Raw genomic sequence first — 23,043 nt, 5'->3', positions numbered from 1 at the left:
AATTAGCGGAGAAGTGACTTGCCGCGACGCAGCGCGGCGATTCCCAATTGGCGCGGAAGAAGCCACCGGCGGTGGGCGGGGCTGCGAAAGCGCGCCAGAGCCCGCAGCCGCGCGATTGGTCCACACCCGATCCACCCGGCGCGATAGCGGTTAAAGGCGATATCCTCCAGCAGGGCTTCGCGGTTCAAGATGTGCTGCCCGGCTAAGCCAGAGGTGAAGGATTGGGCCGTCGCCCGATCGAACGCCTCTAATAGCGCAGCAACGCGCGCGCTCGACCTAGCGAAGTGGTGTTCCTGATCTACGACCGTCTGCCATTCGGTGCCGATATGGGTCATCGCCGAAGCGTGCTGACGATAAGCCAGCAGTGGTTCGGGGACCTCGAACACTGTCTGACCGCGCCACGCGAGAACCAAAGAGAAATACAGGTCCTCAGCGTAAACTTCGGGAGGTGGTTGTGGAATGAGTCGGAAGACGTCGGGAATGTAAGCTGCGGTTGCGCCGATGATCTGCGTGAAAGAGCGGGTCGGAAAATAGGCGTTGAAGCGTAGATCGGAGCGCCCACCAACGCAGTCGCGCTCGATGATCGCTCCTACGGCATCGCACACGTCCCACCCCGAACACAGCGCCGACGCGCCGCTGTCCTGCCAGGCGCCTATCAGCCGGCTCACTCGGTGGGGATAAGAGATGTCGTCGCCGGCGGCGACGATGATCAATTCGCCTTCGGCCAGTCTCGCCGCATCGTAGAGGTGGGGAATGAGACCGAGGTTGTGAGGAGGTTGCCGCACGACCAGTTGGTGCTTGCCAAGGTAGTCTCCGCCGATTTGCGCGGCCGTCGCAAAAGTCGCGTCGGACGAGCAATCATCGCTGACGATGATTTGAAGGTTCGGATAGTCCTGCGCCAGCGCGGCGCGAACCGAGTCTGCCACCACCTCCTGCTGATTGTAGGTAAGCATGAGCAGGGTGGCGCGCGGGGTTGCGGTCGCGGTCATTGGCGCAGCGCGAGGACAAGCCGCGCCGCGACGAACACGGCGCGGTAGCGTAGGTAAAAACATTGCCATGCAATGGGCAAAGGGCGAGCTTCGGACACGGCCTGCCGAAAGACGGCGAGGGCGCTCGGGTACTTGGTCGCCACGGCGGGGAAGGCAACTGACTGCGCGAGTTGGTTGCGCGATCCGCAAATGCGCACTTTGTCGCTGCCCTGCGCAACACCACCCGCCAGCGCAGTCAACTGGGCATAGGTTAGGATGCCCAGAGCCTTTTCCTGACAGCTCCAGCGGCGCGGCGCGAGATGACAATGAAAGGTTACCTCGGACGCGCCGATGCGCCGAGCAGCGAAGAAAATTCGACGGTTGAGGTACTCGTCGTTCGAATAGCGGTGAAAGGTGGAACCCTGAAACACCGAGAGATAGGTGTCGCGGTGAATTCCGGACGCGGCGCTAGTTGCCAATGATCGAGGTCCAAAGAACGCTGCGGCGTCCGACATCCTCTGTGCTCGGGCAGCAAAGGGCCGCCCATCAGGTTTATCAACACTTACCGCGACGACGTCCGTGCTAAGTTTATCGAGGTCGTCCGCAATCACCGTGTTGACTCTGTGCGAAAGCGTGCACTCGGCGACGAAGTGGTTCTCATTGACGTATGGTTGGAACGGCTGAGTCGCGTGGAGCGTCGCAGCATGGCGGGCCCGGGTTGACCCGATATTTCGCACGCCCGGGTTAGGGCTCACTTTGGGACGCGCGAATTCAGTTACGAGCTCTATCAACGCATTTTTGTAAATTAGCACCCTTGCAAGTGCTGGATTGCCAACAATCGATGCCACGTCGCGGTTAAGAACCGGCGAATTTTTTATTTCGGGAATAGCGACGCTGATGCTCACTGAACGCCGACGACTTTCCTAGCTCGCGCAAGGATTTTTGGAACGGGAAACAAGCGCATGGCAATAGATTACAGTCGTTCCTCAGGCAGATTGCAAGTCCTTACGAAACAAGGGTGCACAAAGCGGGTTTGGCGACTAATCAGCGCATCATGAATGTACAATCGCCTCCTTACCCGTCATGACCAGCGGGACCGCATTACGGATTCTGTATCGCACGTTGCCCGCTGTGCGCCGCCGCCAGGCGTGGCTGACGATTGGCCTGATGATGCTCGGGTCGCTGGTCGAAGTGATGTCGGTCGGGTCGATCTTGCCCTTCTTGGCGGTGCTGACGGATCCCAGGCGGCTGTTCGCCGTGCCACTTCTCGGTTGGTTCATTCAGAGCCTGCCGCCAAGGACCCACCTTGTACCTCTGACGGCGATGGTGTTTATCTCCTTATTCATTTTTAGCGGGCTGATCCGGCTGCTTCTGACCAAGGTTAGCCAGGCGCTGACATTCAACATCGCGCACGACCTTAGCGTAATCGGTTTCGCCAAGCTCATCCGACAACCTTACCCTTATTATGTAGAGCGCCACTCCGGGGAGGCGTTGAGCCAGTTCGAGAAGCTCCACACGATTACCTTCACGGTTTTATTGTCAGGTATCCAAGCGCTCATCTCGAGTGTTATGGCGGTGCTGCTCATCGCCTTACTAGTGTTGCTCAACCCTCTAGTCGCGCTAGTGTCGGGGGTGATCTTGATTGGCGCCTATCTGCTGTTCAGCCTTATTGTGCGAGGCCTTTTGAGCCGCAATTCCATCGTCGGCAGCCACCATGGCGAGTTGCGCGTCAAACGCGTGCAGGAGGCGCTTGGGGGCATTCGTGACATATTGCTCGATCGGTCACAGGCGGTGTTCGAGCGCGAGTACGCGCAATCCTCCAACCTGATTCGAAAAATCCTTGCCTCCAACAGTTTCATCAGCATGGCGCCGCGGATTATGATTGAAACCGTCGGGATGGTGATGATTGGCGCTTATGCCTGGTACCTGGCTAGCCAACCGGGCGGGGTGACCGGAGCAATCCCGATCCTTGGCGCGCTTGCGCTCGGCGCCCAACGGCTGCTGCCTCTCCTCCAGCAGTCCTACAATGGCTGGTCGAATTTTCTCGGCAACCGCCAGAATGTCTTCGATGTCGTTGCTTTGCTCAAACTCGAGGAACGGGTGTCGCCCCCACCGGGCGCCGACGAGTGCGTGTTCAATCGTTCGATCCGCTTCGCACGCTTAGGCTTTACGTATCGAAGTGGCGGGCCGGTGCTCCACGACATCAACTTCACCATTGCCCGGGGCGAGCGGATCGGTATCGCCGGGACGACCGGATCGGGCAAGAGCACCTTGATGGACTTATTGCTCGGGTTGCTCGAGCCAAGTGAGGGGCAGATCCTGATCGATGATCGGCCGCTCGACGACTGCCTGCGTGCCGCGTGGCAGGCGGAAATCGCGCATGTTCCGCAGGCGATTTATCTGATTGATGACACCATGGCGATGAATATCGCGTTTGGGGTCAGCGCCGACGATGTCGACGCCGAACGGGTGGCGAAGGCCGCGTGGTCGGCGGGCATCGCCGAGTATATCGAAGGCTTGCCCGAGGGCTATGCAACCCGGACCGGCGAGCGCGGTGTGCGCCTGTCAGGCGGTCAGCGGCAGCGAATCGGGATTGCCCGGGCAATGTACAAGAACGCCCGCGTGCTGGTGTTCGACGAGGCGACTAGCGCACTCGACACGCGCACAGAGGAAGGCGTAATGGCCTCGATCGCGGCTTTGGGCGGTGACATAACAATCGTGATGATTGCCCACCGGCTGACTACGCTCAAGGATTGCGACCGGGTGATCCATCTGGAAGGAGGACGTATCGAGCGCATCGCCGAGCGCGGCGATGCAATGAATACAGGACTGCTCGGATGAAGAGTTGGAGTACGCGTTTCATAGAATGGCGTCACATCGCGTACCGAGCCAAAGTAAAATATTTCTATAATACAAAAGCTCACGGTTGGTTTCGAAATAAATTATGGCCGCTCGCGACGAAGGGGAGCGGCCAGACGGTGCGCTATCGCAACGCCGAGCCCGACTTCGATGGGTTCCAATTCGATGACATTAACGACGACGTCGCGCGAAGGTATGTTGTTGACAATACTAAAAAGTGGTCAGCTTGTCATCCAGACGTAATCTACGATTTCACGGGTGCAATTTTGGTTGAGCCTCGACGCTCGCTAGCGGTTATCGACCGCAAATACTTCATCGAACCAACGCGTGGCGGTGCTCACGAGATCATGACGCCGCCAATATCGATGAAATTGCACGGTGCCACTCGTTCCGATTGTCATTTGCCGACGGTTATCCACTTTGACGGCTTTCTCGGCACCAATCTTTTCCATTTTATGATGGATGCGATGAATCCGTTCTTGATGATGAGGGCTTCGGGGCTGATCGACTTTACCCAGCCCATGCTGATTAATCGGCTAGTTTATGATCGCGCCTACGTCCGAGAATTGCTTAAACTGCCTTGCTTCGAGGGAGTGAACTGGAAAGTTCAGGAAGCTGGCGAATTTGTCGCCACCAAGCGACTAATCAAGGGCCAAGCCTCGTTTGCCCAGTTCAGCCGGACCTACGATGAACTGGCGACGATGGTCGACAAGCAACCTCATCGACGCGTGTTTCTTGATCGCCGACCGGCGGTCCAGCGCCGACTGATTAACATGGACGAGATCGGACAAGTCCTTGCCGAGCACGGCTTCGAGACCGTCTTCGCCGAGGATCTATCCTATCTTGAGCAGGCAGCGCTTTTTGCTCAAACAAGTCACATTGTCGGCCTTCACGGCGCGGGGCTCACGAATTTGTTATTTTGCGATCTGCCGAATACCAGATTGCTTGAATTAAACAGTAAAGCGTTTCTGAACCCTCATTTCTTTTGGATGACGAATATTCTTGGGATACAATATCATGATATGATTGCGGGCAGCGCTTTGGACATCAACTGGAACTATTCAATCGATCCACAGGCGTTTGCTACACAAATAAAAAGCTTGGTTGCGATTTAGTCGCCCGCTAAGCGGGCAATTATATACTTTACTTAGCGGGGCGTTTTGAACTATATTCCACCCTCGACAGGCCGACACTTTACCGACTTTCCAACCGAAGAGGTTACTCGCCTGCTGTTAGGGAGTGGTCTTGTTCGGGCGGGAGCGCGCTATTGGGAAGTTCAAGAATTAGCCTCAGACATTCTTCAAACGCTTCATGATTCTCATCCCGTGCAGACCGAAGATTTCTCAGGATCGAGTGCAATCGTTAAAAATTGACAGTGCCGCCGCTTAGGGTCAGGACCCATTGATTTGAGAGGCGCGATCTGATTCAGGCTCCGCAAGGAGACTGAGCATGAGCAACCTGTACTGGCTGACGGACGAGCAGATGGCGCGGCTTGAGCCGTATTTTCCGAAGAGTCACGGCAGGCCGCAGGTTGACGATCGGCGGGTGTTGAGCGGCATCGTTTTTGTGAACCGCAACGGGTTGCGCTGGTGCGACGCACCAAAGGAGTACGGTCCACACAAGACGCTGTACAACCGCTGGAAGCGGTGGGGCGAGAGGGGCATTTTCCTTCGCATGCTGGAAGGACTGGCGGCTGCGAGCGCCACGCCGAAGACGATCATGATCGACGCGACCTACCTCAAGGCACACCGCACGGCATCAAGCCTGCGGGTAAAAAAGGGGGTATCGGGCGGCTCATCGGTCGTACCAAAGGAGGCATGAACACAAAGCTTCACGCCGTTACCGACGCGAACGGCCGCCCAATCAGCTTCTCATGACCGCTGGCCAGGTCAGCGACTACACCGGCGCTGCGGCGCTGCTCGATGATCTGCCAAAGGCGCAGTGGATGCTGGCCGACCGCGGCTACGACGCAGTCTGGTACAGGGACGCCCTTCAGACAACGGGCATCACACCCTCCATTCCGGGACGGAAATCCCGGATCATGCCCATCAAATATGACAAGCGCCAATACAAAAGCCGCAGCCGCATCGAGATAATGTTCGGCCGCCTCAAGGACTGGCGCCGGGTCGCCACTCGCTACGATCGACGCCCGACCGTCTTCCTCTCCGTCATCGCCCTCGCCGCCACCGTCATCTTCTGGCTCTGATTAACGAGTCCTGACCCTAGGGCATCGCTATGATTGATTGAGCTGGCTTTCCGCAATCTCGACGACATTCTCCGTGAGGAAGAGGGTTGCATCGCCGAAATGCCGAAAGACCAGTCTGCCAATGACGCCGTAAAATTTCTAGGTCCCATTGCGGGTTATGGCGCCCATCTGCTGATGTATCCGTGCGGAACGTCAAGACGAACGTAGGAGACAACTTAATTGCCGCAGTACAGACCAGCACCGCTGCGGACATCACCGCGCCCTTGACGTTGCTCAATGACCTCAAGGCCAAGCTAGTGGCGCAAGGGCTGATCAGTTAATCCGGTCAGATCGGGCGCGACTCGACCCTGGCAAACCTCTCCTTAATCACTAAGAACGGGGTCTCAAACAGGCGGTAAGACAACGCCGAAATTACGACGGTTGTAACAAATGCCGCCATAGTTTCGACCATCGGACTGTAGCCGAGCCTCATGCCAAGTCGGGATGCGGCCCAAAGTGTGAAGCCGTGAAACACATAAAAGCCGAACGACACTTTGCCTAAGTAACGAGCGACCGGATTCCCAAGTGGTTTAAGGAAGGCCTTGGTCTGAGCGGTAATCACTAGTATCACCAAACCAGCAGCAATCACTGAGTAGTCGATCGCATTATACAGGCCCAACGGCTCTCCATCCGGGCTGAAATACACTGTCGCAACTAACGCGATCCCCACCACGCTTATCCACGGTTTTCCCCGCAGGTCGAGAATCGCCGCAAGAGCACCTAGCAGGAACGCGTCGGCTCTGATCGGCAAGGTCCAGATTGTAGCCTCAACAGATAGGTTAAGGGCCATCACAACACGAATCAGCAAGGCTAGCGCGGTTCCCGTAAGGCAGAACCACAGGGCACTACTCTTACTGGCCTGTCTCGACGTGAACAATGCAAGCAAAAATGCCATTGCAATGTAGGCCTGTTCCTCCAAAGAGATTGTCCACAAGTGCGCCGAGAATGAAACGCGGGAAAACCCCTCGGCCGCCGTTCGGAGGTTGTTAGTGAAGGTCAGATGGCTTGCCCACCAGAGTAGGGCCTCCTTCGTGGTCACTACATGGAACAGTGCACTAACTATGCAGGCAAGTGTCGCATAGCCGAGATAGAGAGGCCAGATGCGCAAGGCTCGCCGGATGAAGAACGCGCGGACGGAAAACTGGCCGGTCCGCTGGTGCTCAATCAGGACCAGCTTAGTGATTAGGAAAGCACTAATCGCCAAAAATAGGTCGACCCCCACCCATCCGAACTTCTGCAAAGTCGCGATGTAGGGCAGCTTCGGCGCGTGATGAAGAAACACGAGCATGGCGGCAATGAAGCGAAGGCCGTCGAGCTGGGGCGAATAGAATCGGGCTACCTTGCTTGCTGCTTTGCTACTTAGCTGCTGGCGTTCAAATGCTTCATCGGTTTCCCGCCAAAGCGGCAGTTGCTCATCCATAATGCCCCACGTTGCCTTTATCTCCCGGCTGGACCCGCGATGGCAAAAATTTTGCAAGTCAACGCCATTACGCGCTCCTTAGCGGCCAGAAACTTTTTTACCAACCGCTAATAGCGCGAGTTTATTGCCACTAGCGATGTTCCAGCGGCACCCGCGCATTGCGATCGTTGAAGCCCGCTCTAATTGGGTTGTCACTGGGCTCGACCTGGCGATACCAATGCGACAGCCTTTTCATAAAATAAATGCATGACCGATGTGACTGAACTGAACGCAGCCCAGCAAATTGTTTTGGTTTGTCTTTGTCTGACTACGGACCGAATTTGGGCAATCGTTAAGGACAAGGCTCTTAAAACTTACTGGGCTTGAATACGGATTACCAAGGACGCGATGCATTCTCGTCTCAGCAGTATTTTAGGAAATTCAGCTTTTATGACAATGACGATCATTGTCGGCTTAAGTGCGTCGAGAAGACCGCAAGCGGGCGCTAAAAGATGTTCTAGGTAATTTCGTGATACCGAACAATTTTAATCTTCTGAAAGTTGATGCCGAAAGTCACGGCGAGGCGGTCCAGCGATTGATTAATCTAACGGATACCAGCCGACGCCCATTCTTGTGAAAACTAACGGCAAAGAATTCGACGTAAGAAGGGCGGGAGGATCTTGGCCCCGCAACTCGCTTTGAGGCTTACGATTATGAGCTGGTCGCAGTGAATTGCAATAATCTTTTTTGCAAAATCCTGTACCGTTACGAAGCGCTTTCGATTGTCAGCAATGAAGCTCGGACCGCGCTTCCATCAATTCGTGGGACGATCAGACCGCGCAAGTGTCGTGAGTTGTGTTGGAGTGGTTGATCGTAGCTGTGGCGACCCTGTTCGGCTAGTCAATGTCACTGTGCGCGAATATTCTGATGTGGATACGCCACGTGATTGCTAGCGATGTTTCGTTTCCATACGCTGGGTAAGAGCCCGTCCAATCTGCTCTCGGCTCCACAGGCCGACGTACCGGGGAAAGTCGAATAGGGGGCGAAAGTCACGCAGGTAGGCACGAGGACGTACGAGGGAAAAAGGGGCCATTTCGAGGTCGAGGTAGCGCCACCCGCCAGCGCGCACGTCGACGTTTCGATGCAGCGCTCTGCTCCTATGGGTCGTTAGCAGCGCGTAGGGGATGCCCGAATCGATATAATTTTGCAGCGCTTTCCAAATGTCGTCGAAGGGCAAATGGAACAGGCAATCGCGGCAATGCCAGACATCACAGGCGGGAAATTCGTCAGTGCAAATGTCGAATACTCGCAAGTCCAAATCTGGATGGGTCTTCTGAAGGTCGGCAATGAGCGATGACGCGATGTCTCCACCGATATAAGCTCGCTCTCCAACCACCGGAAGGATCCAGTTAAGGTCGCCGCAAGGCGCGTCGAACAGTGTCTTGGTGTCGAGGCAATTGAGGCATTGTTCTAATTCGCGGCGATACGCCTTAGTCCGTTCCACCTCCGACCCGGGGCCGCTCAGACTTTCCGTCGAGTTCCAACCATTGTTCTGATAAATCGCATCGAATGCCGCCTCTCGACCATCTGGTGCGTTGGCATTGACGAACGCCCGGGGGAAAGGGTTAACACCGAACGGTTTGCCTAACGCATTGCCAACGCGAATTAAGATTAGCGGTATCGCCACGAATCGACCTCTCACTATGCGTTTAAGTGTAGAATGGCAGGACGAAGAGAACTTTCACGGTTGCCAAAGCCGCCGTGCAGGATTGCCGATCCACGTCTCGCCCGTCGGCACATCGCGCGTGACGACCGCGCCCCCGCCGATCATAGCGCCTTCACCGATGGTGATGCCAGGCAGGATTATCGCCCCGCCGCCTATGCTCGCTCCCCTACCAACAACGATCCCTTGCCAAGTAGCCGGCCGTTTACGCGAGCGCGGCGTCTTGTCATTGGTGAACACTGCATTCGGTCCGACAAAGACATCATCCCCAAGGGTCACGCCATCCCAGACGAACACACCGCTTTTCAGTGTCACGCGATCGCCAACAAAGGCTCCGCCTTCGACCAGGACGTGGGCATTAAGGTTACAATCCTCGCCAATAACCGCGCCGTCGAGGATGACGACGAATTGCCAAACTTGTGTCCGAGCTCCTATCTGCGCGCCAGGATCGACGCAGGCGAGCGGATGAATTCGCGGCGCTTCATCCGTCATACCGCCTCCCTGACCGCGGCGATCACCCACTCCGCCTGCGCGTCGCTCATCTGCGGTCCGATCGGTAAGCTCAGCACTTGGCTAGCCAGCTGCTCGGCGATCGGGAAACTGCCTGCGGGAAGGCCAAGGTGGGCATAGGCCTTCTGGCGGTGAGGCGGGATCGGATAGTGGATCAGCGTCTCGACACCCGCAGCGCGCAATCGCGCCTGGACCGCGTCGCGATCGGTCAGCGTCACCACGAACAAATGCCACGCCGGCCCTGCCCATTCAGGCACCTGGGGCAACCCGATACCCATTCCGGTAAAGGCCGCCAGATATCGCCCGGCAATCCCTCGTCGACGGTTATTCCATTCATCGAGATGGGGCAGCTTGGCGCGAAGCACCGCCGCGTGGAGCGGGTCGAGCCTGGAATTCACCCCCCGTTCGTCATTCACATAGCGCGTCGCCGACCCGTAATTGCCCAGCGTCCGGATGCGCTTGGCCAACGCCGCGTCATTGGTGGTGACCGCTCCGCCATCGCCTAGCGCACCCAGATTCTTGCTTGGGTAGAAGCTCCACGTGACCGCATCGCCGTGCGCGCCGACGCGCCGGCCCTTGTAGCTTGCACCATGTGCCTGCGCGCCATCTTCCAGCAGCCTCAACTCATGAGCCCGGGCGATGGCAAGCAACGCATCGAGATCGGCTGGCTGGCCATATAAATGTGTCGGTAGGATCACCCGCGTGCGCGGCGAAATCGCCGCCTCGACCCGCGTCGGATCGAGGTTGTGGGTCGCCGGGTCGGGATCGACCGGCACCGGGGTTGCGCCTGTCATGCTGACCGCAAGCAGGGTCGCAATATAGCCGTTGGAGGCAACGATCACCTCGTCCCCGGGACCGACGTCCATCGCCCGCAATGCCAGAGTCAGCGCGTCGAGCCCGTTTCCGACGCCGACGCAGTGATCGACTTGGCAGTAAGCGGCATAGTCCTGCTCAAACGCTTCAAGTTCGGGCCCCCCGACATACCATCCACTATCGATGACACGCTGCCCCGCCGCACCAATCTGGCTACGCAGTTCGCGGGTGGCAGCGCCCAGGTCGAGAAACGGGACTTTCACCGGGACGTCAATTCGGTGAAGGTTGCATAATCGCGGATATAATCCGGCTCGTCATAAGGTGCGTCGGCCAGCACCATCAGCACGCAATCGGCGCTGAAGTCGTGCATTTCGTGCCAGACCATCGGCGGGATGGTGACCGCGACATCGGGCCGTTCGAGCCGCACCGCTCGTTTTTCGCGGCCGTCATCGAAATGTATCGTGCAACCTCCCGAGACCGCGATCGCGAACTGGGTAAGCGCATAATGCGCATGAAAGCCGCGCTCGACCCCCGGCGCCGTCGCGAAAACATAATAGACCCGCGCAATGTCAAACGGGACTTGAGCGCTGTCCCCCTCAAGCGCGATCAGGCTACCACGATTGTCGCCGCGGACTGCCAGCGATACCAACTCGCATGCTTCCAGCCCATGTTTGGTCATAGCCGCGCTCATACCGGCCCTGATCTTGATGGCAAGCAAACAACGTCCTGTCGGCGCGCTTGTGGCGCCACAAAGAATACAGTGTCCCCGGGCGCTTAGCTCGCTATGTCGCCACGGTCAGTTGGAGCTTCACAAGCCTATGTGCGGGATTGCCGGACTATTTTCCGCGCGCGGGATCAGCCCCGATCTGCTTGACGCGATGGCCGACGTGCTAGTCCACCGCGGGCCCGACGATCGCGGCACCTGGTATGACGCCGACGCCGGGATCGGGCTTGCCCACCGCCGCCTGTCGATCGTCGACCTGTCGCCCGGGGGCGCCCAGCCGATGGTCAGCGTTGATGGCCGCTGGGTGCTCAGCTACAATGGCGAAGTCTATAACCACCTCGACCTGCGCGCAGGGATTGAGGCGGCATGCAAGGCCCCGCCCGGCGGCTGGCGCGGCCATTCGGATACCGAGACGCTGGTCGAGGCAATCGCCACCTGGGGCCTCGCCGCCACGCTCGATCGCGCGGTCGGAATGTTCGCGATCGCGCTGTGGGACCGCGCCGATCGCCGCCTGACGCTGGCCCGCGACCGCTTCGGCGAAAAGCCGCTCTATTATGGGTGGGCGGGACGCGATTTCGTGTTCGGGTCAGAGCTCAAGGCGCTCCGTTGCCACCCTGATTTCGACACGTCGATCGACCGCGGCGTGCTCGGCCTCTTCGCGCAGCGCAACTACGTCCCTGCGCCTTGGTCGATCCACCGGGGCACCTTCAAATTGCCGCCCGGCTGCATCGTCTCGCTAAACCTCGCCGCCGCCGGCGAACCGCGCGCGCAGCCTCCGCAAGAAGGAACGACGGGATCGCTCTCGTTGACCCGCTACTGGTCCTACCCCGCCATCGTCCGCGCAGGGCTCGACGATCCAATCACCGACCGCTCGGCTGCGCTCGACGCCCTAGACGAATCGCTCGCCGCCGCCGTCGCCGGCCAGGCGGTGGCCGATGTCCCGGTCGGCGCTTTCCTTTCGGGCGGAATCGACAGTTCGACGATTGTCTCACTGTACCAGCGACATAGCGCAACCCCCGTCCACAGTTTCTCGATCGGGTTCGAAGAGAAGGGTTATGACGAATCCGCTTACGCCCGCGCCGTTGCGGCCCACCTCGGCACGGTCCACCACGAACAGATTGTAACCGCCCGCGACGCTCGCGATGTGATCCCCTCGCTCCCGCAAATTTATGACGAACCCTTCGCCGACAGTTCGCAAATCCCGACCTGCCTCGTCAGCCACTTTGCCCGCAGCAAGGTCACCGTCGCCATTTCCGGCGATGGCGGGGACGAGCTGTTCGGTGGCTACAACCGTCATCGCGACGCCCCACGCCTGTGGCGCCAGCTGGCTCGCATCCCCGCACCGCTGCGCGCGATCGGCGGGCAATTGCTCGGTCGACTGCCCCCCGCCTTATGGTCCCGCGCGGTCGATTTGCTCCCCGGCACGCACCAGCCGCATGTTGGCGGGAAGATACACAAAGGCCTCGGCATCGCTGGGAGCGCCAACGACCTTGGCGACCTCTACAACCGCTTCCTCGACGAATGGTCGGTGCAGGGGTCTCCGGTCATCGGGGCTGGGTCCGCAACCGCGCCCTGGTCACTTTCGCCCGACGATGGCAGCCCCGACGCCGTCCGCATCATGACCTGCGACGCGACCTCCTATCTGCCTGATGATATTTTGTGCAAGGTCGACCGCGCCTCAATGGCGGTCAGCCTCGAAACCCGCGTCCCGTTCCTCGATCACCGGGTTGCCGCTGTGGCCGCGAGAATCCCGGTCGATTTGAAAATCAACGGCGGCGGGGGCAAGCAGATCCTTCGCAGCCTGCTTTACCGCCATGTTCCCAAGGCCTTGTTCGACCGACCGAAGGCGGGTTTCGCGGTTCCCATCGGCGCCTGGCTGCGCGGCCCGCTTCGCCAATGGGCGGAAGAATTGCTCGACGAGCGGCGTCTCACGAGCGAGGGCTGGTTCGACCCGCACAAGGTTCGCGGCCAGTGGGAACGCCATCTCTCTGGACAAAGCGACGCGACGGCCGCTCTTTGGTCCATCTTGATGTTCCAGGCGTGGCTCGATCACGGTGGTTGAGGCGCCGGCCTGGATGCGTTCGGGCAGTCCATAAACGACCGATTTCAGCGACAAGCGCGTCATATCGCGGTCTCGCCCGATGATTCGCTAAAGTTGCCAGCGCCATCTGTGTGGCGAACGCTTCGCGAAATTGAGTGCCAACTCGCGCAGATCGAGACCGTACTTCCTTTCGAATCGATGTTCTCCAAGACGGTGCTGTTCCTCGTGGTGATTGGAACATAAACTGATTGTCCAAACGTCGGACGGCTTTAGTGCCATGCCGCCGTCAGTTCCCCTCCGCACGTGAGCGCATTCAATCGACCTGCTCATGCATCCCGGGATACTGCAGTAGTGGCTTCGGACCCACGCTCGATGCGCTGGGCATTCCCGCTCGACTCGCAATTGCCGGTCTTTTCGCATTCGTTGGGGCAACCGCATTTCAGGCTTCCGCCATCCCAGTGTTATTGACCTTAGGAGTAAGGGGCACTTGCTTCGACTTACTTCGTACAAGGACAGGGGGCATCTTAGCGTTGGGAGCCGGTGGCATAGCCACGAAGCAACTTTGTTTCGGGAAACATTCGCCGATTTGAGCGGCCTGCTTGCGTTCCTTCTGCACTCGGTTGGGAAGCCGCATGGTCTATGCCTTCACCAGGACGAAGTTCGTCTCCCGATCATTGCTAACGACCGCTCTGTCGCGGCGACCATAGGGCTTACGCGCCTTCTTGGGTGGACACACTGGTGCAAGCAGCGCCTGCCGCCGCTGTGAGAAGCACTCTCCCAGTGCGGCATAGAGATCAGGCCGCTCACGGCTGATGGCTCTCAATTGCGGCCGCTTGCCCGATTGAACCCGATCGACGGCTGCGATGCTTTCGCAGATGCCAAGCGTGGCCATGACGTCGCTCGCCCATTGCTCCCACCCCTCGACCGGCTGGCCGGTCTGGACCGACGGCCGCGTGCCAAGCTTCGTTGCACTGGAATCTGCATCCTCGGTTCCGGCAACGGGGATGCAGAAGGCCTGAAGCATCACCGCCTTATAGGCCGCCGACATCGCCTTGGCCGTGCCCTTGTCGCCCTCGTCGAGTGCCTCGCCATAGGCTTCGACGGTATGAACCGATCCATCCTCGACGCTGACCAGGTCGAACGCGACCCGCAACAGCACGTTGACGCGCATCGGCGTGGCGGGGCTTGGCCGGTCAGTGATGATCCGCTCCAGCACCCGCGGCAGGATGCATAGCCGGTGTTCGGCGATCAGCGGGGCAAGGCGATTGAGCACATCGTCAATCGAGCGATACTGGTACAGCTCAATGGCATTGGTCCGTGACTTGGCGATACCATCGCCAGCAAGTGCTGCGGTAACCGCGTTGATCGCGCGATAGACTTCGGGCGGCCTCATTGGCCCAGCTCCCTGATCGACAGGGCGCCAGACTTGCTTCTCCTGGCTTCGATCCCGTGCCCGAAGGCCCGGGCGACATCGGGCTCGACCAAGGCCTTGATCGTCCCGCAGGCCGCTGAGTGCCGCTTGGCCGCATCGCGATCCTGAAGCCAGTCAACAGCGGCCGACGCCCAGCTATTATTGCCTTCGAGGCAAACTTCCCGGACACCGACCGGCTTAGGCGGAAGCGGGACCGGCGGCGCCACTGGCGCCCTTCCCGTCTGGACGCAGTCCCAAAACTCCTCCTCGGCCTCGAGGAGCTCTAGCTGGTAGAGCCAGTCGGCGGCAATTTCGAAGATCTCATACTTGTGGTTGCCGAAGATGACGGACAAAACTGCCGTCTCGCAATTGGCCACGGCCATGTTGTGCTGGAGCTGGGGCATATAGCGCTCGAGCACATCCTCCGGTTTTTTAAACGCGCTCGTATGTTTCGCCTCGAAGACGGCTCGCCCATCGTGGACGAGGCCGTCAAGCGTACACCGCCTCCAAGGGTGAATGTTGCAGGTCTGAGACCGTCCGACACCGAAAACCTTCTCGCCGCTGACCTTCTCGAACCATTGCCGATTAAAGGGCTCGGTCCATGATCCAAGCATGACCGGCAGAATGTCCTCAAGGCATTTTGGATTTCCTTCTCCACGCTTCTCTCGCCATAGTTCCAGAACTTTGTCTGGGTTTCCTGACAGGATAACATTCGCGTCGCTGCCGCCGATGCCTGAACACCTCGCACGTCGCTCCTGCTCAGTTAATCCGAGCTGTTCCAAGAGCGGCCATGTCAAGGTCGCGGCCTTACCACTACCCGAGGTTTTCCGCTTGCTTCCCACTGACTGCCTTTCCGCGGTCCGTGCTGACGACGTGGATACTGCGCCGGCTTGCTCCGTTCCGCTACGCGAAGAAACAACAGTGGGAGGCGCAATTTCTTCAGGTAAGCCGAAAATACTCATAGGTAATACCCTCTTTTAGCGAGTCTTTGTCCCACGAGTTTGCTCCCATTCCACACAACAGCAACAGAAAAGAATATGACTACTACTTGAAATAGCATTGTTTATTGCATATTATCTCGTAATCCACCGCGACGAGAGAAAAATGATTGGCTTACCGAAAGATAGAGATCACGGAGGATCAGCTGATTCAGGCACTGAAGACCGCAGGCGGTAGTACAAGCCGGGCTGCTCATTTAGTTGATGTCTCGCCTGCCACCGTTAGAAGATGGCTGAAGGCCAATCCCTCGATTCCCCACGGGGCGCAGATTGCGCAACTTGAAATCCTAGCGAACCTTGAGCGGATGAATGGCGCCGTTGTTGCCACTGTGTTCCGACGCGCCGTTTTTGAACATCACGTTCCGTCATGCATTTTGTGGCTTGACTGGCTTTCGGGCGCGAAACGATATCGCGGAAGGCCGCTACCAATGAAAGAGGATGAATTCAGCGCGCTTCGGCGAGCAAGATTCCAGACGACGGTATTCCGCTAGTCGGCTTGGCGTCGTTGCGAAGCGTGGACGAGGCGATGGGCCTTCGCCGAAGCGAACACGCCGTCTCTCAAAAAAAGTACGTCGTGGTCCGTCCCTCTGTATGGACACCTAAGGAGAAGCCGGGGATGAGACTTCGCTCTCACAAGCTGAAGAGAGTAAATGGACATCAAGCCGCTTGGCGAACGGCGCCGGACGACAACCTTGGCCCCGGCAGCAAGGTTCATCTCAATAATCAGCTCAATTTGAGCCCCTTCCATGATTTCGTCGGGCCACTGCAAGTTAGCGCCACCTCGCCCCGGACACTTCGGAACGATGAGAGCCAGCGTTCTCATGTCCAGTTTGGCGTGATGCTCCAAAATCCCGATCGCTCGGTTCGCAGGGAGCAAAGGGGGCGGGGGATAGGCCACGTGGTCGATTCGGTTGTCGCTCCGGATCCACTGTCTGATATCAGAAGCCAGAGGCAGACGGTCGCCCTTTAGGATTGCGGAGGCGGTCGAAAGTTCGCCGGTGCGCGAGTTCGAGCGGCCGCTGGATTTGACCTGGGCTTCCTTCTTCCGCCAGACTTCGGCTAAGGTTTCACCTATTTTATGGGCGGGATCAACTCGAGGAAACTCCTTCAGAATAATCTCCGCGAGCCTCTCTCGCGTTTTTCCTCGCGCCGGACCACGGTAAACCGTCCCCTTTAGACGTTCCGCCGCAGCATTGATCCGCTCGAAATGGCGCTCGCTGAGCGATCCGTTCTTGGATCCTATAATCTCCCGGGCTGATTGCCGTGACACCCAGCGCGTTCCAGTAAAATGAAGTTCGTCGCATGCCCTTCGAGTACGCGGGCACACGAAGTACCGTCTCCAGCCGAATTTCAGCTTACAAGAAGTGATCTCGACTTGTTCTACGAAGGCTTGTTCTCGAATAATCGTCTCGATTCGAAGTTTTCCCGTGTCAGCGAAAAACATGATTCCAACGGCGTGATTTTGGAAGCTGAATGTAAATTCTGCCGCCACGTCAAAGCATTGCTCGGCCCGAAGGGCTTTCATCGAAAGCCGGGGATGGGTCTGAAGTTTACGCGGCAGGAGCATGGCGATGACTCGCGGTAAGCCGCTAAGGCTGGATGGGTATATAACCCCAGTGGGCCTTTATTTTGCTTTAGAATCAACTTGGAAAATTGCGTGGCTAGCTAAGCGCCTGATCAGCCTTTGGGAGCAGCGCGTGCGAAGGGCCCCGCTCAGATATGAATGACGGTGCGGTCCGAGCGGGTGACCTTTGCCGGCGGCGGAGCGACGTACTCAAGGTGGACTGCGGTTGGAAGGCCGGGGAAGTACCACCGGATAAAAGCGCCGCCCAGGCATGAGTGAAGCCGTCGCTTCAATGTTTAAACGAGGAATACTATAAGGCCACGGTATGCTTGCATTCTTGCCCCTCGCTAGAAGATTATTAGACCTGTCGCTGCGTGCGTTAGAGGACGGAAAAGTGTCGGCTCACCAACAAAAGTTCGTCAATACGATGAGAATATTCCTCACCAACCGGCATTTAACTGGGCTAGCGGCACTATTAGCGCCAAGCCCGCTAAACTGACTAATATGTTCTGGACATCCGCCTAGAGGATCGCGCGGTCAAATTTGACAGGTAGTCGCTGCGCAAATCCCGTCGGCATAGAAATGACGGCAGCGGGGGAAGTTCGATCCGCGCGCGGTCCGTCGCCGCTGGGAAGATCACCTCGCGCAAAGAAGCGACTCCACCGCGGCCTTATGGTCGATCCTGATGTTCCAGGCATGGCTCGACCGCGCCTGAACCCGCTACTGCACGCTGAACCCCGTCACTGTGATCCGCGCTCGCCCGGTGGCATATACACCATGCCCATAACCGGTCCCGCCGCCCAACACGAAGCCGACCTCGTCCGCCTCGTCCAGCGCGGCACGAAACGCCGCGGGATGAGTCCGCGCAGATGACGACTGCAGCGCAGTCCAATTGCCGGTGAGCGGCGCGACGATCACATGTTCGCCTGGCGTGATCGGCATCTGGCTGGCAAAGGTCGCATACCAGCGATAGGTCTCAAACTCGTCCCAGCCGCTCCAGTCATCGCCCCGCCGCTGGAAATAAAGCGTGATGATCGACGGCATTCCCGGCCCGGTGGTCGGCTCGATCCGCACGCCGGGGTTGGCCTCGATCCGGTAACGCATGACGATCCGGCGCGCCCGGGCCAGCGAGCCATGGTGAAAAGTCACATAATTTACGCTGCCCGGCGCCGAGGGCAGGTCGATATACCAGCCGCCGCCGGCACTTTTCGTCGGGTGGAGCGGGACGCCGCGCGACGCATTTTCGCCATCGACGATCGGCCCGATCAGCCACGCCGCGGGCGACAGGGCAGGGGCGGGCGATCGACGACGAACTCGGGCGTCGGCACTCTGGCCAATGACCGTCAGGCCCAGCAAGGCGGCGGTCACCGCGCGTTGAGTGATGACTGATGTCATGAACGTCGCCGTAAGTATCGCTGCACCCGCCAAAAAGCCCCCGCCATTACTGGCGAGGGCTCCTTGAGATCGGATCGCTTAACCGCGTTCACCCATCGGCGCCGGCGGGGCCGGGGGTGGCGGCGGCGGCGGCGTCGGACACATCGCGTCCGCCGCAATGACCGCGCCATCGGGGCATGTCATCGTCGCGGGCGGCGGCGGCGGCGGCGGAGGCACATATTCTGCTGGCGGCGGCGGGGGCGGGGGGGGCACGATCGGCGGGCAAGTGGCGCAACCCGCCAACAAGAAAGTCCCGCTCAGCAATCCAAAAGCAATCTTCATGTTCATTCTCCCTGAACGCGCAACATGATCCCCTGGGGGGCTTGGCCGACTGACCCGCCGATGCCATGCTCTCGTGCGCGACAGACGGCAGTTCAGCCTATTATTAATGGAACGAACATTTGATGGTCCATTTTCGTTCCAGTCGTAAATTATGGAAGCATTGCAGGGGATAGCGCGTGTCCGTTTCGAAGTTCAGCCTGAGTGGAAAGGTAGCTCTCGCTCTCTCCATCCTTAGTGGTTCGTCCGCCATGGCACAGGTCGCCGCGCCCTCGCCGCCAACGCCCGCAATGGGGGCAATGCCCGGCCACGCGGGCCACGACGACAATATGGTCCCCAAGGTCCCGACCCTGCTCACCGGCTATGGTCAAGGCGGTTTCCCCATCACCACGGCCTCGCCCGCCGCGCAGGCCTTTTTCGACAATGGCATGCAGCTGGCCCATGCCTTCGCCCACAAGGCCGCGATTGCCGCGTTCGCCGAGGCACGGCGGCTCGATCCCACTTGCGCGATGTGCGCTTGGGGGGAAGCCTGGTCGTCCGGCCCGACGATCAACTATGACAAGGACGCGGCCGAGATCTCCGCCCTCGCCACCATCGCCGACACCGCCGCCAAACTCGCCAACCCCTCGACCGGGCCCCGCGTGACCCAGCGCGAACGCGACCTCATCGCCGCCCTCCAGTTGCGCTACCGCGGCAACAACGGCGACCTTGCCTTTGCCCAGGCGATGGACCGGCTCGTCACCACCTACCCGGCCGACAGTGAGATCGGCACGATTGCCGCCGACGCCTGGCTTATTGCTCCGCGTCCCCCTGGCGCGCGGACCCCAAATTCGTGGCGCTCGATGGCGCTGCTCGAAACCATCCTGGCGCGCGATCCCAACTTCACGCCCGCGATCCATTTCTACATTCACGCGACCGAGATCGCCGGCCAGCCCGCGCGCGCCGAGCCTTATGCCGACCGGCTGACCGCGCTTGCGGCCAGCGCGAGCCATCTCGTCCACATGCCCTCGCACACCTGGTATTGGGTCGGCCGTTACCAGGATGCTGCCGACGCCAACATGCGCGCCGTTGCGCTGGGCATCGCCAATGCCAAACGCCTCGGCCTTCCAGAGCCGGACGGTATCTGGGGGCTTCCATACCACGAGCATAATGTTACCTTTGGCATCGGCGCGGCGCTGATGGCCGGTGACGCGCGCACCGCCTTGGCGCTAGGCCGCCCCTTGATCGCCCGGGCGCAAATCGCGCGCGACGCCCCGGTGTTCCGCCAGATGATCAGCGCACAAGGTTATTTCGCGATCAGCCACTTCGCTGATCCGGCGGAAATGTTCGCCCTACCAGAGCCCGTCCTGCCGTTCCTCAAGGGCTATTATCACTATGCACGCGGCGAGGCGTTCGCTCGACGAGGCAATATCGCAGCTATCCGCGCCGAGGCTGCGGCCATCCCGCAGCGCGTCTCCGGCGCCGCCGGTGCTGAAGCCGCTACCTCTATGCTAGCCATTGCCCGGCTCGTCCTGGTGGGACGCGCGGCGATGCTCGAGCATGATCCGCGCCGTGCGCTTGATGCCTTCACCGCCGCCGCCCGGATCGAGGAAGGGCACGTCATGGCTGATGCGAGCGATCCCCCAGCATGGTGGTACCCCGTTCGCCGCGACGCCGCCGACGCGCGCCTCGCGATGGGCGACACTGCCGGCGCACTGCGCGATCTCGACACCTCGCTTCGCAATCGCCCGCGCGACCCAGTGGCGCTGGCGATGAAGGCTCGAGCCACGTCCATCGTGCCGCGCTGAGGCGAGCTGCCGCTTGACGAGCGGTCGCACCCACCTACGGAAGGGCAATGGACTGCACAGGCGATCATTATCGCACCTTGGGAGTCGGCAGCGATGCGACCCCCGCCGCGCTGCGGCACGCCTACCGCGAGCGCATGCGTGCGGTACACCCCGACCTCAACAAGGGCGATGACGCCGCCGCCACCGCGCGCGCAGTCAACGAAGCCTATCGAATCCTTGCCGATTCCGCCGCCCGCGCCCGCTATGACGAGAGTCGAGTAGGCCGTCCGCGTTCCTCGGCAACTCCCGGCCGCGCGCCGGCCGCCCGCCGCCCGCCAATTCGTCGACAGCTCCAATATATCGACGCGCGGGGCAAGCGCCGGCGCCAGTCGTGGGTCCCCTTCGTCGCGTTCGTCACCGTTGCGGCGGGGGCATTCGGTGCGTCGATCGCCAGCGGCCTATTCGACCCCGCGACCATGACCATCGCCAATGCCAAAATGCCCCAACCATTACGCTCTCAGGACAAACGGATAGACGAGCTGATCGAGCGGTTCGTGGTCGACGATGTGCCCCCGTCGGTGCCCAGTCCTATCGACGTCAGCGACCCTGTCCCGGGCCCGACCAACGCCACCGCGCAGGCCGAACTGGTCGCGCCCTTGCCCGCTGACATTGCCGCCGGCGCCGGTGCCTTTGCGAAAGTATCGCTCGCCACCGGGCTCGACGGCGCTCGCCGCTACAGCCAGCAATGCGAACAACGCGTCGGCAAATCACGCGCGCTCCGCGATGCTGATCGCTGCGCCGCGTTCGATTTCACCGCCGCATATGTCGATGCTGATGTCGCGAGCACCACTCACAATCCGCGCGACCCCTATTTCGCCGCGCGCAGCAAACAGGCCGAACAGCTTTACCGCCTCGTCGGAATGCCAGCCTATGGGGCGCGAGCGCGACTCTTGACGATCCGTCGCGCGGTGCTGCCAATGATCACTGACGTTGCCAGCGATTCTAGCGAGCGGCCGCGATTGGGTGGATCTTAAAGCCGACGACTTTCGTCCCGAATGCACATTCGAACGACTGCCGCCCGCCGCGCCCTTCGGTCGTTCCCCAAACGACCATCCGCTCGACCGACCGCTGCTCGACGTCGATCACATGGACCGCGCCATAAGGGGCGGCCAGCGCGCTGCACTGGCTGACCGCCGTGTCGCGCGCGCCTTCGTTGCTGACCGGCTGCCCGCGTGATGCGCTCACCGCCGCACCGACAGCGCTCGCCGCCATGCTCGCCACGCATCCGGTCAGCCCGAACGTTGTCGTTAGCGTGAGCAAAAGCCATTTGATGGGCTGCATTGGAAACGTCCTCGAATAACCGGCGAGAAAATGAAACTGCGACCCCATGGCACAGCGCAGGCGCGTTCAACTTTGCCCCCAAGTGCGCCGAGCCGTGCCCGATCATCCGGGAGAATTTTGCAATTCGTATATACGCTGTCGGGTCCTCTTTTGCTCAGAGGTTACGCGTCGTTAATCATGACCCAATGTTCCTTTAATCGAAAGTACCGATCGAGCACTAGGTTTAGCAAAGTCATGTCGAGATGGAATTGCGCAGCGGCAGGGTTACCTGTCCACCGTCCGGGCGTGGATTGTCTCCAGCGCCAACGGGCGTCATTCAACGTTTCGCCGTCGGTGAGTGCTAAGATAATTTTGTCGATTAAGACCCAGACCTCAGCTACCTTTTCGGACGCCGCATCGATAGTGACCTCACCTGCCTCGACATTGCGCAGAAGTTTGCAGCGAAATTTTCGGCAGGTCCGTGGTCGCGCGCCATAAATGGAGCAGCAGCTGCCCTCCAATCGCGAGCACGCAATCCGGAACGCCGATCCAGTACTGCGCTCAAAAACGTCGAGCCCCACTGCCCGCGCAGCACCCACTTCGTCCTCATCAAGTTCACCGTAATCGAACAGGGCGCCGGCGCAGCACAAACCACATTTCATACACAAACTATATGACACCAGCGATACCCCAGCTTCGCTCGAGCAACATGCCAACACACCTCCCCAACTCCCTGCCCCGATCTGGAATTTGAAGCATTAGATACACACCTCGCGCTCGACCACTTCTGCGACCGCGCTTTTGAGCTTTGAACCACTCCGTGATCGCCGAATGCCGTTTGGTTAAACTTACGCGACCATGGTGGCGTCGTCCAGCATGTCATATTAGCGTTCTTTGGCTTCTTTAAGTGGGACACTGTCGACGGGCTGGAGTAACCGTCGATGCTTGGCTGAGACGCAATCGCGCTCCGCCAAGGACTTCGAACGAAC

General features: G+C 59.6%; 21 protein-coding genes and 2 pseudogenes. 8 read left to right on the top strand and 15 right to left on the bottom strand.

The window, feature by feature from the left end; genetic code table 11:
- Positions 1–2: 2 nt before the first annotated feature.
- Complete coding sequence (locus tag U1700_RS08700) at positions 3–989, bottom strand: glycosyltransferase (protein ID WP_332751966.1); 987 nt, start codon at positions 987–989, stop codon at positions 3–5.
- On the bottom strand, positions 986–1,873 hold the full coding sequence (locus U1700_RS08695) for a hypothetical protein (RefSeq protein WP_332751964.1): 888 nt from the start codon (positions 1,871–1,873) through the stop codon (positions 986–988). The genes U1700_RS08700 and U1700_RS08695 overlap by 4 nt, the downstream gene beginning before the upstream one ends.
- Before the next feature lie 178 nt (positions 1,874–2,051).
- On the opposite strand from U1700_RS08695, the gene U1700_RS08690 reads away from it, so the two are divergent.
- From U1700_RS08690 to U1700_RS08680, 3 genes and pseudogenes are all read left to right on the top strand, one after another.
- Positions 2,052–3,809: an ABC transporter ATP-binding protein gene (locus U1700_RS08690; protein WP_332751962.1), complete on the top strand. Its 1,758-nt coding sequence runs from the start codon at positions 2,052–2,054 to the stop codon at positions 3,807–3,809.
- 137 nt (positions 3,810–3,946) lie between these two features.
- Entirely contained in the window at positions 3,947–4,942 is a 996-nt protein-coding gene (locus U1700_RS08685; protein WP_332751960.1) for a glycosyltransferase family 61 protein, read from the top strand.
- A gap of 334 nt (positions 4,943–5,276) precedes the next feature.
- Positions 5,277–6,033: pseudogene (locus U1700_RS08680) on the top strand (IS5 family transposase).
- Between the two features lie 325 nt (positions 6,034–6,358).
- On the opposite strand, the gene U1700_RS08675 reads toward U1700_RS08680, so the two are convergent.
- From U1700_RS08675 to U1700_RS08655, 5 genes are all read right to left on the bottom strand, one after another.
- Positions 6,359–7,492 (bottom strand): acyltransferase family protein, encoded by a 1,134-nt coding sequence (locus U1700_RS08675; RefSeq protein WP_332751958.1) that lies wholly within the window; start codon positions 7,490–7,492, stop codon positions 6,359–6,361.
- Between the two features lie 928 nt (positions 7,493–8,420).
- Positions 8,421–9,158, bottom strand: coding sequence for a class I SAM-dependent methyltransferase (locus U1700_RS08670; protein WP_332751956.1), 738 nt, complete (start codon positions 9,156–9,158; stop codon positions 8,421–8,423).
- Positions 9,159–9,212: 54 nt separating this feature from the next.
- Complete coding sequence (locus U1700_RS08665) at positions 9,213–9,686, bottom strand: acyltransferase (protein WP_332751955.1); 474 nt, start codon at positions 9,684–9,686, stop codon at positions 9,213–9,215.
- On the bottom strand, positions 9,683–10,780 hold the full coding sequence (locus U1700_RS08660; RefSeq protein ID WP_332751953.1) for a DegT/DnrJ/EryC1/StrS family aminotransferase: 1,098 nt from the start codon (positions 10,778–10,780) through the stop codon (positions 9,683–9,685). The genes U1700_RS08665 and U1700_RS08660 overlap by 4 nt, the downstream gene beginning before the upstream one ends.
- Positions 10,777–11,196 carry a sugar 3,4-ketoisomerase gene (locus tag U1700_RS08655; protein ID WP_332751951.1) on the bottom strand — a complete coding sequence of 140 codons (420 nt, stop codon included), beginning with the start codon at positions 11,194–11,196 and terminating at the stop codon, positions 10,777–10,779. The genes U1700_RS08660 and U1700_RS08655 overlap by 4 nt, the downstream gene beginning before the upstream one ends.
- A 139-nt stretch (positions 11,197–11,335) precedes the next feature.
- Between U1700_RS08655 and asnB the strand changes: the two genes are divergently transcribed.
- Positions 11,336–13,303 carry an asparagine synthase (glutamine-hydrolyzing) gene (gene asnB / locus U1700_RS08650; RefSeq protein WP_332751949.1) on the top strand — a complete coding sequence of 656 codons (1,968 nt, stop codon included), beginning with the start codon at positions 11,336–11,338 and terminating at the stop codon, positions 13,301–13,303.
- Between the two features lie 87 nt (positions 13,304–13,390).
- Here the strand turns inward: asnB and U1700_RS15605 are convergent, their stop codons facing one another.
- The 3 genes from U1700_RS15605 to U1700_RS08640 all read right to left on the bottom strand — a co-directional run bounded on the left by U1700_RS15605 (position 13,391) and on the right by U1700_RS08640 (position 15,655).
- Entirely contained in the window at positions 13,391–13,702 is a 312-nt protein-coding gene (locus U1700_RS15605; protein ID WP_443025912.1) for a DUF968 domain-containing protein, read from the bottom strand.
- 217 nt (positions 13,703–13,919) lie between these two features.
- Complete coding sequence (locus U1700_RS08645; RefSeq protein ID WP_332751947.1) at positions 13,920–14,675, bottom strand: ERF family protein; 756 nt, start codon at positions 14,673–14,675, stop codon at positions 13,920–13,922.
- Positions 14,672–15,655, bottom strand: a complete 984-nt coding sequence (locus U1700_RS08640; protein ID WP_332751945.1) for a YqaJ viral recombinase family protein — start codon at positions 15,653–15,655, stop codon at positions 14,672–14,674. The genes U1700_RS08645 and U1700_RS08640 overlap by 4 nt, the downstream gene beginning before the upstream one ends.
- A gap of 146 nt (positions 15,656–15,801) precedes the next feature.
- Here U1700_RS08640 and U1700_RS15600 point away from each other — a divergent pair, with 146 nt between their 5' ends.
- Positions 15,802–16,182, top strand: a complete 381-nt coding sequence (locus tag U1700_RS15600; RefSeq protein ID WP_443025911.1) for a helix-turn-helix domain-containing protein — start codon at positions 15,802–15,804, stop codon at positions 16,180–16,182.
- Here the strand turns inward: U1700_RS15600 and U1700_RS08635 are convergent.
- Positions 16,179–17,258, bottom strand: a complete 1,080-nt coding sequence (locus U1700_RS08635) for a hypothetical protein (RefSeq protein ID WP_332751943.1) — start codon at positions 17,256–17,258, stop codon at positions 16,179–16,181. The two genes, U1700_RS15600 and U1700_RS08635, sit on opposite strands and share 4 nt — an antisense overlap.
- A 598-nt stretch (positions 17,259–17,856) precedes the next feature.
- Here U1700_RS08635 and U1700_RS15595 point away from each other — a divergent pair.
- Positions 17,857–17,970, top strand: a pseudogene (locus tag U1700_RS15595) (hypothetical protein); the annotation flags it as partial.
- A gap of 5 nt (positions 17,971–17,975) precedes the next feature.
- On the opposite strand, the gene U1700_RS08630 reads toward U1700_RS15595, so the two are convergent.
- Positions 17,976–18,650: a hypothetical protein gene (locus U1700_RS08630; protein WP_332751941.1), complete on the bottom strand. Its 675-nt coding sequence runs from the start codon at positions 18,648–18,650 to the stop codon at positions 17,976–17,978.
- Positions 18,651–18,738: 88 nt separating this feature from the next.
- Positions 18,739–18,915, bottom strand: coding sequence for a hypothetical protein (locus U1700_RS08625; RefSeq protein WP_332751939.1), 177 nt, complete (start codon positions 18,913–18,915; stop codon positions 18,739–18,741).
- A gap of 304 nt (positions 18,916–19,219) precedes the next feature.
- On the opposite strand from U1700_RS08625, the gene U1700_RS08620 reads away from it, so the two are divergent.
- Together U1700_RS08620 and U1700_RS08615 are read left to right on the top strand one after the other, a co-directional pair.
- Positions 19,220–20,755 (top strand): tetratricopeptide repeat protein, encoded by a 1,536-nt coding sequence (locus U1700_RS08620; RefSeq protein WP_332751937.1) that lies wholly within the window; start codon positions 19,220–19,222, stop codon positions 20,753–20,755.
- A 47-nt stretch (positions 20,756–20,802) separates the two neighbouring features.
- On the top strand, positions 20,803–21,768 hold the full coding sequence (locus U1700_RS08615) for a J domain-containing protein (RefSeq protein WP_332751935.1): 966 nt from the start codon (positions 20,803–20,805) through the stop codon (positions 21,766–21,768).
- Here the strand turns inward: U1700_RS08615 and U1700_RS08610 are convergent.
- A complete protein-coding gene (locus U1700_RS08610) occupies positions 21,737–22,075 on the bottom strand; it encodes a hypothetical protein (protein WP_332751934.1) in 339 nt (112 codons plus the stop codon). The two genes, U1700_RS08615 and U1700_RS08610, sit on opposite strands and share 32 nt — an antisense overlap.
- Positions 22,076–22,236: 161 nt before the next feature.
- Complete coding sequence (locus U1700_RS08605; RefSeq protein ID WP_332751933.1) at positions 22,237–22,734, bottom strand: YkgJ family cysteine cluster protein; 498 nt, start codon at positions 22,732–22,734, stop codon at positions 22,237–22,239.
- Positions 22,735–23,043 lie beyond the last annotated feature (309 nt).

Origin of the sequence: Sphingomonas sp. RB1R13 (assembly GCF_036663775.1) — a bacterium.
Taxonomy (GTDB): Bacteria; Pseudomonadota; Alphaproteobacteria; order Sphingomonadales; family Sphingomonadaceae; genus Sphingomicrobium.
Note: the sequence above shows the minus strand (reverse complement) of the source record. Positions and strands in the feature narration are given on the sequence as shown.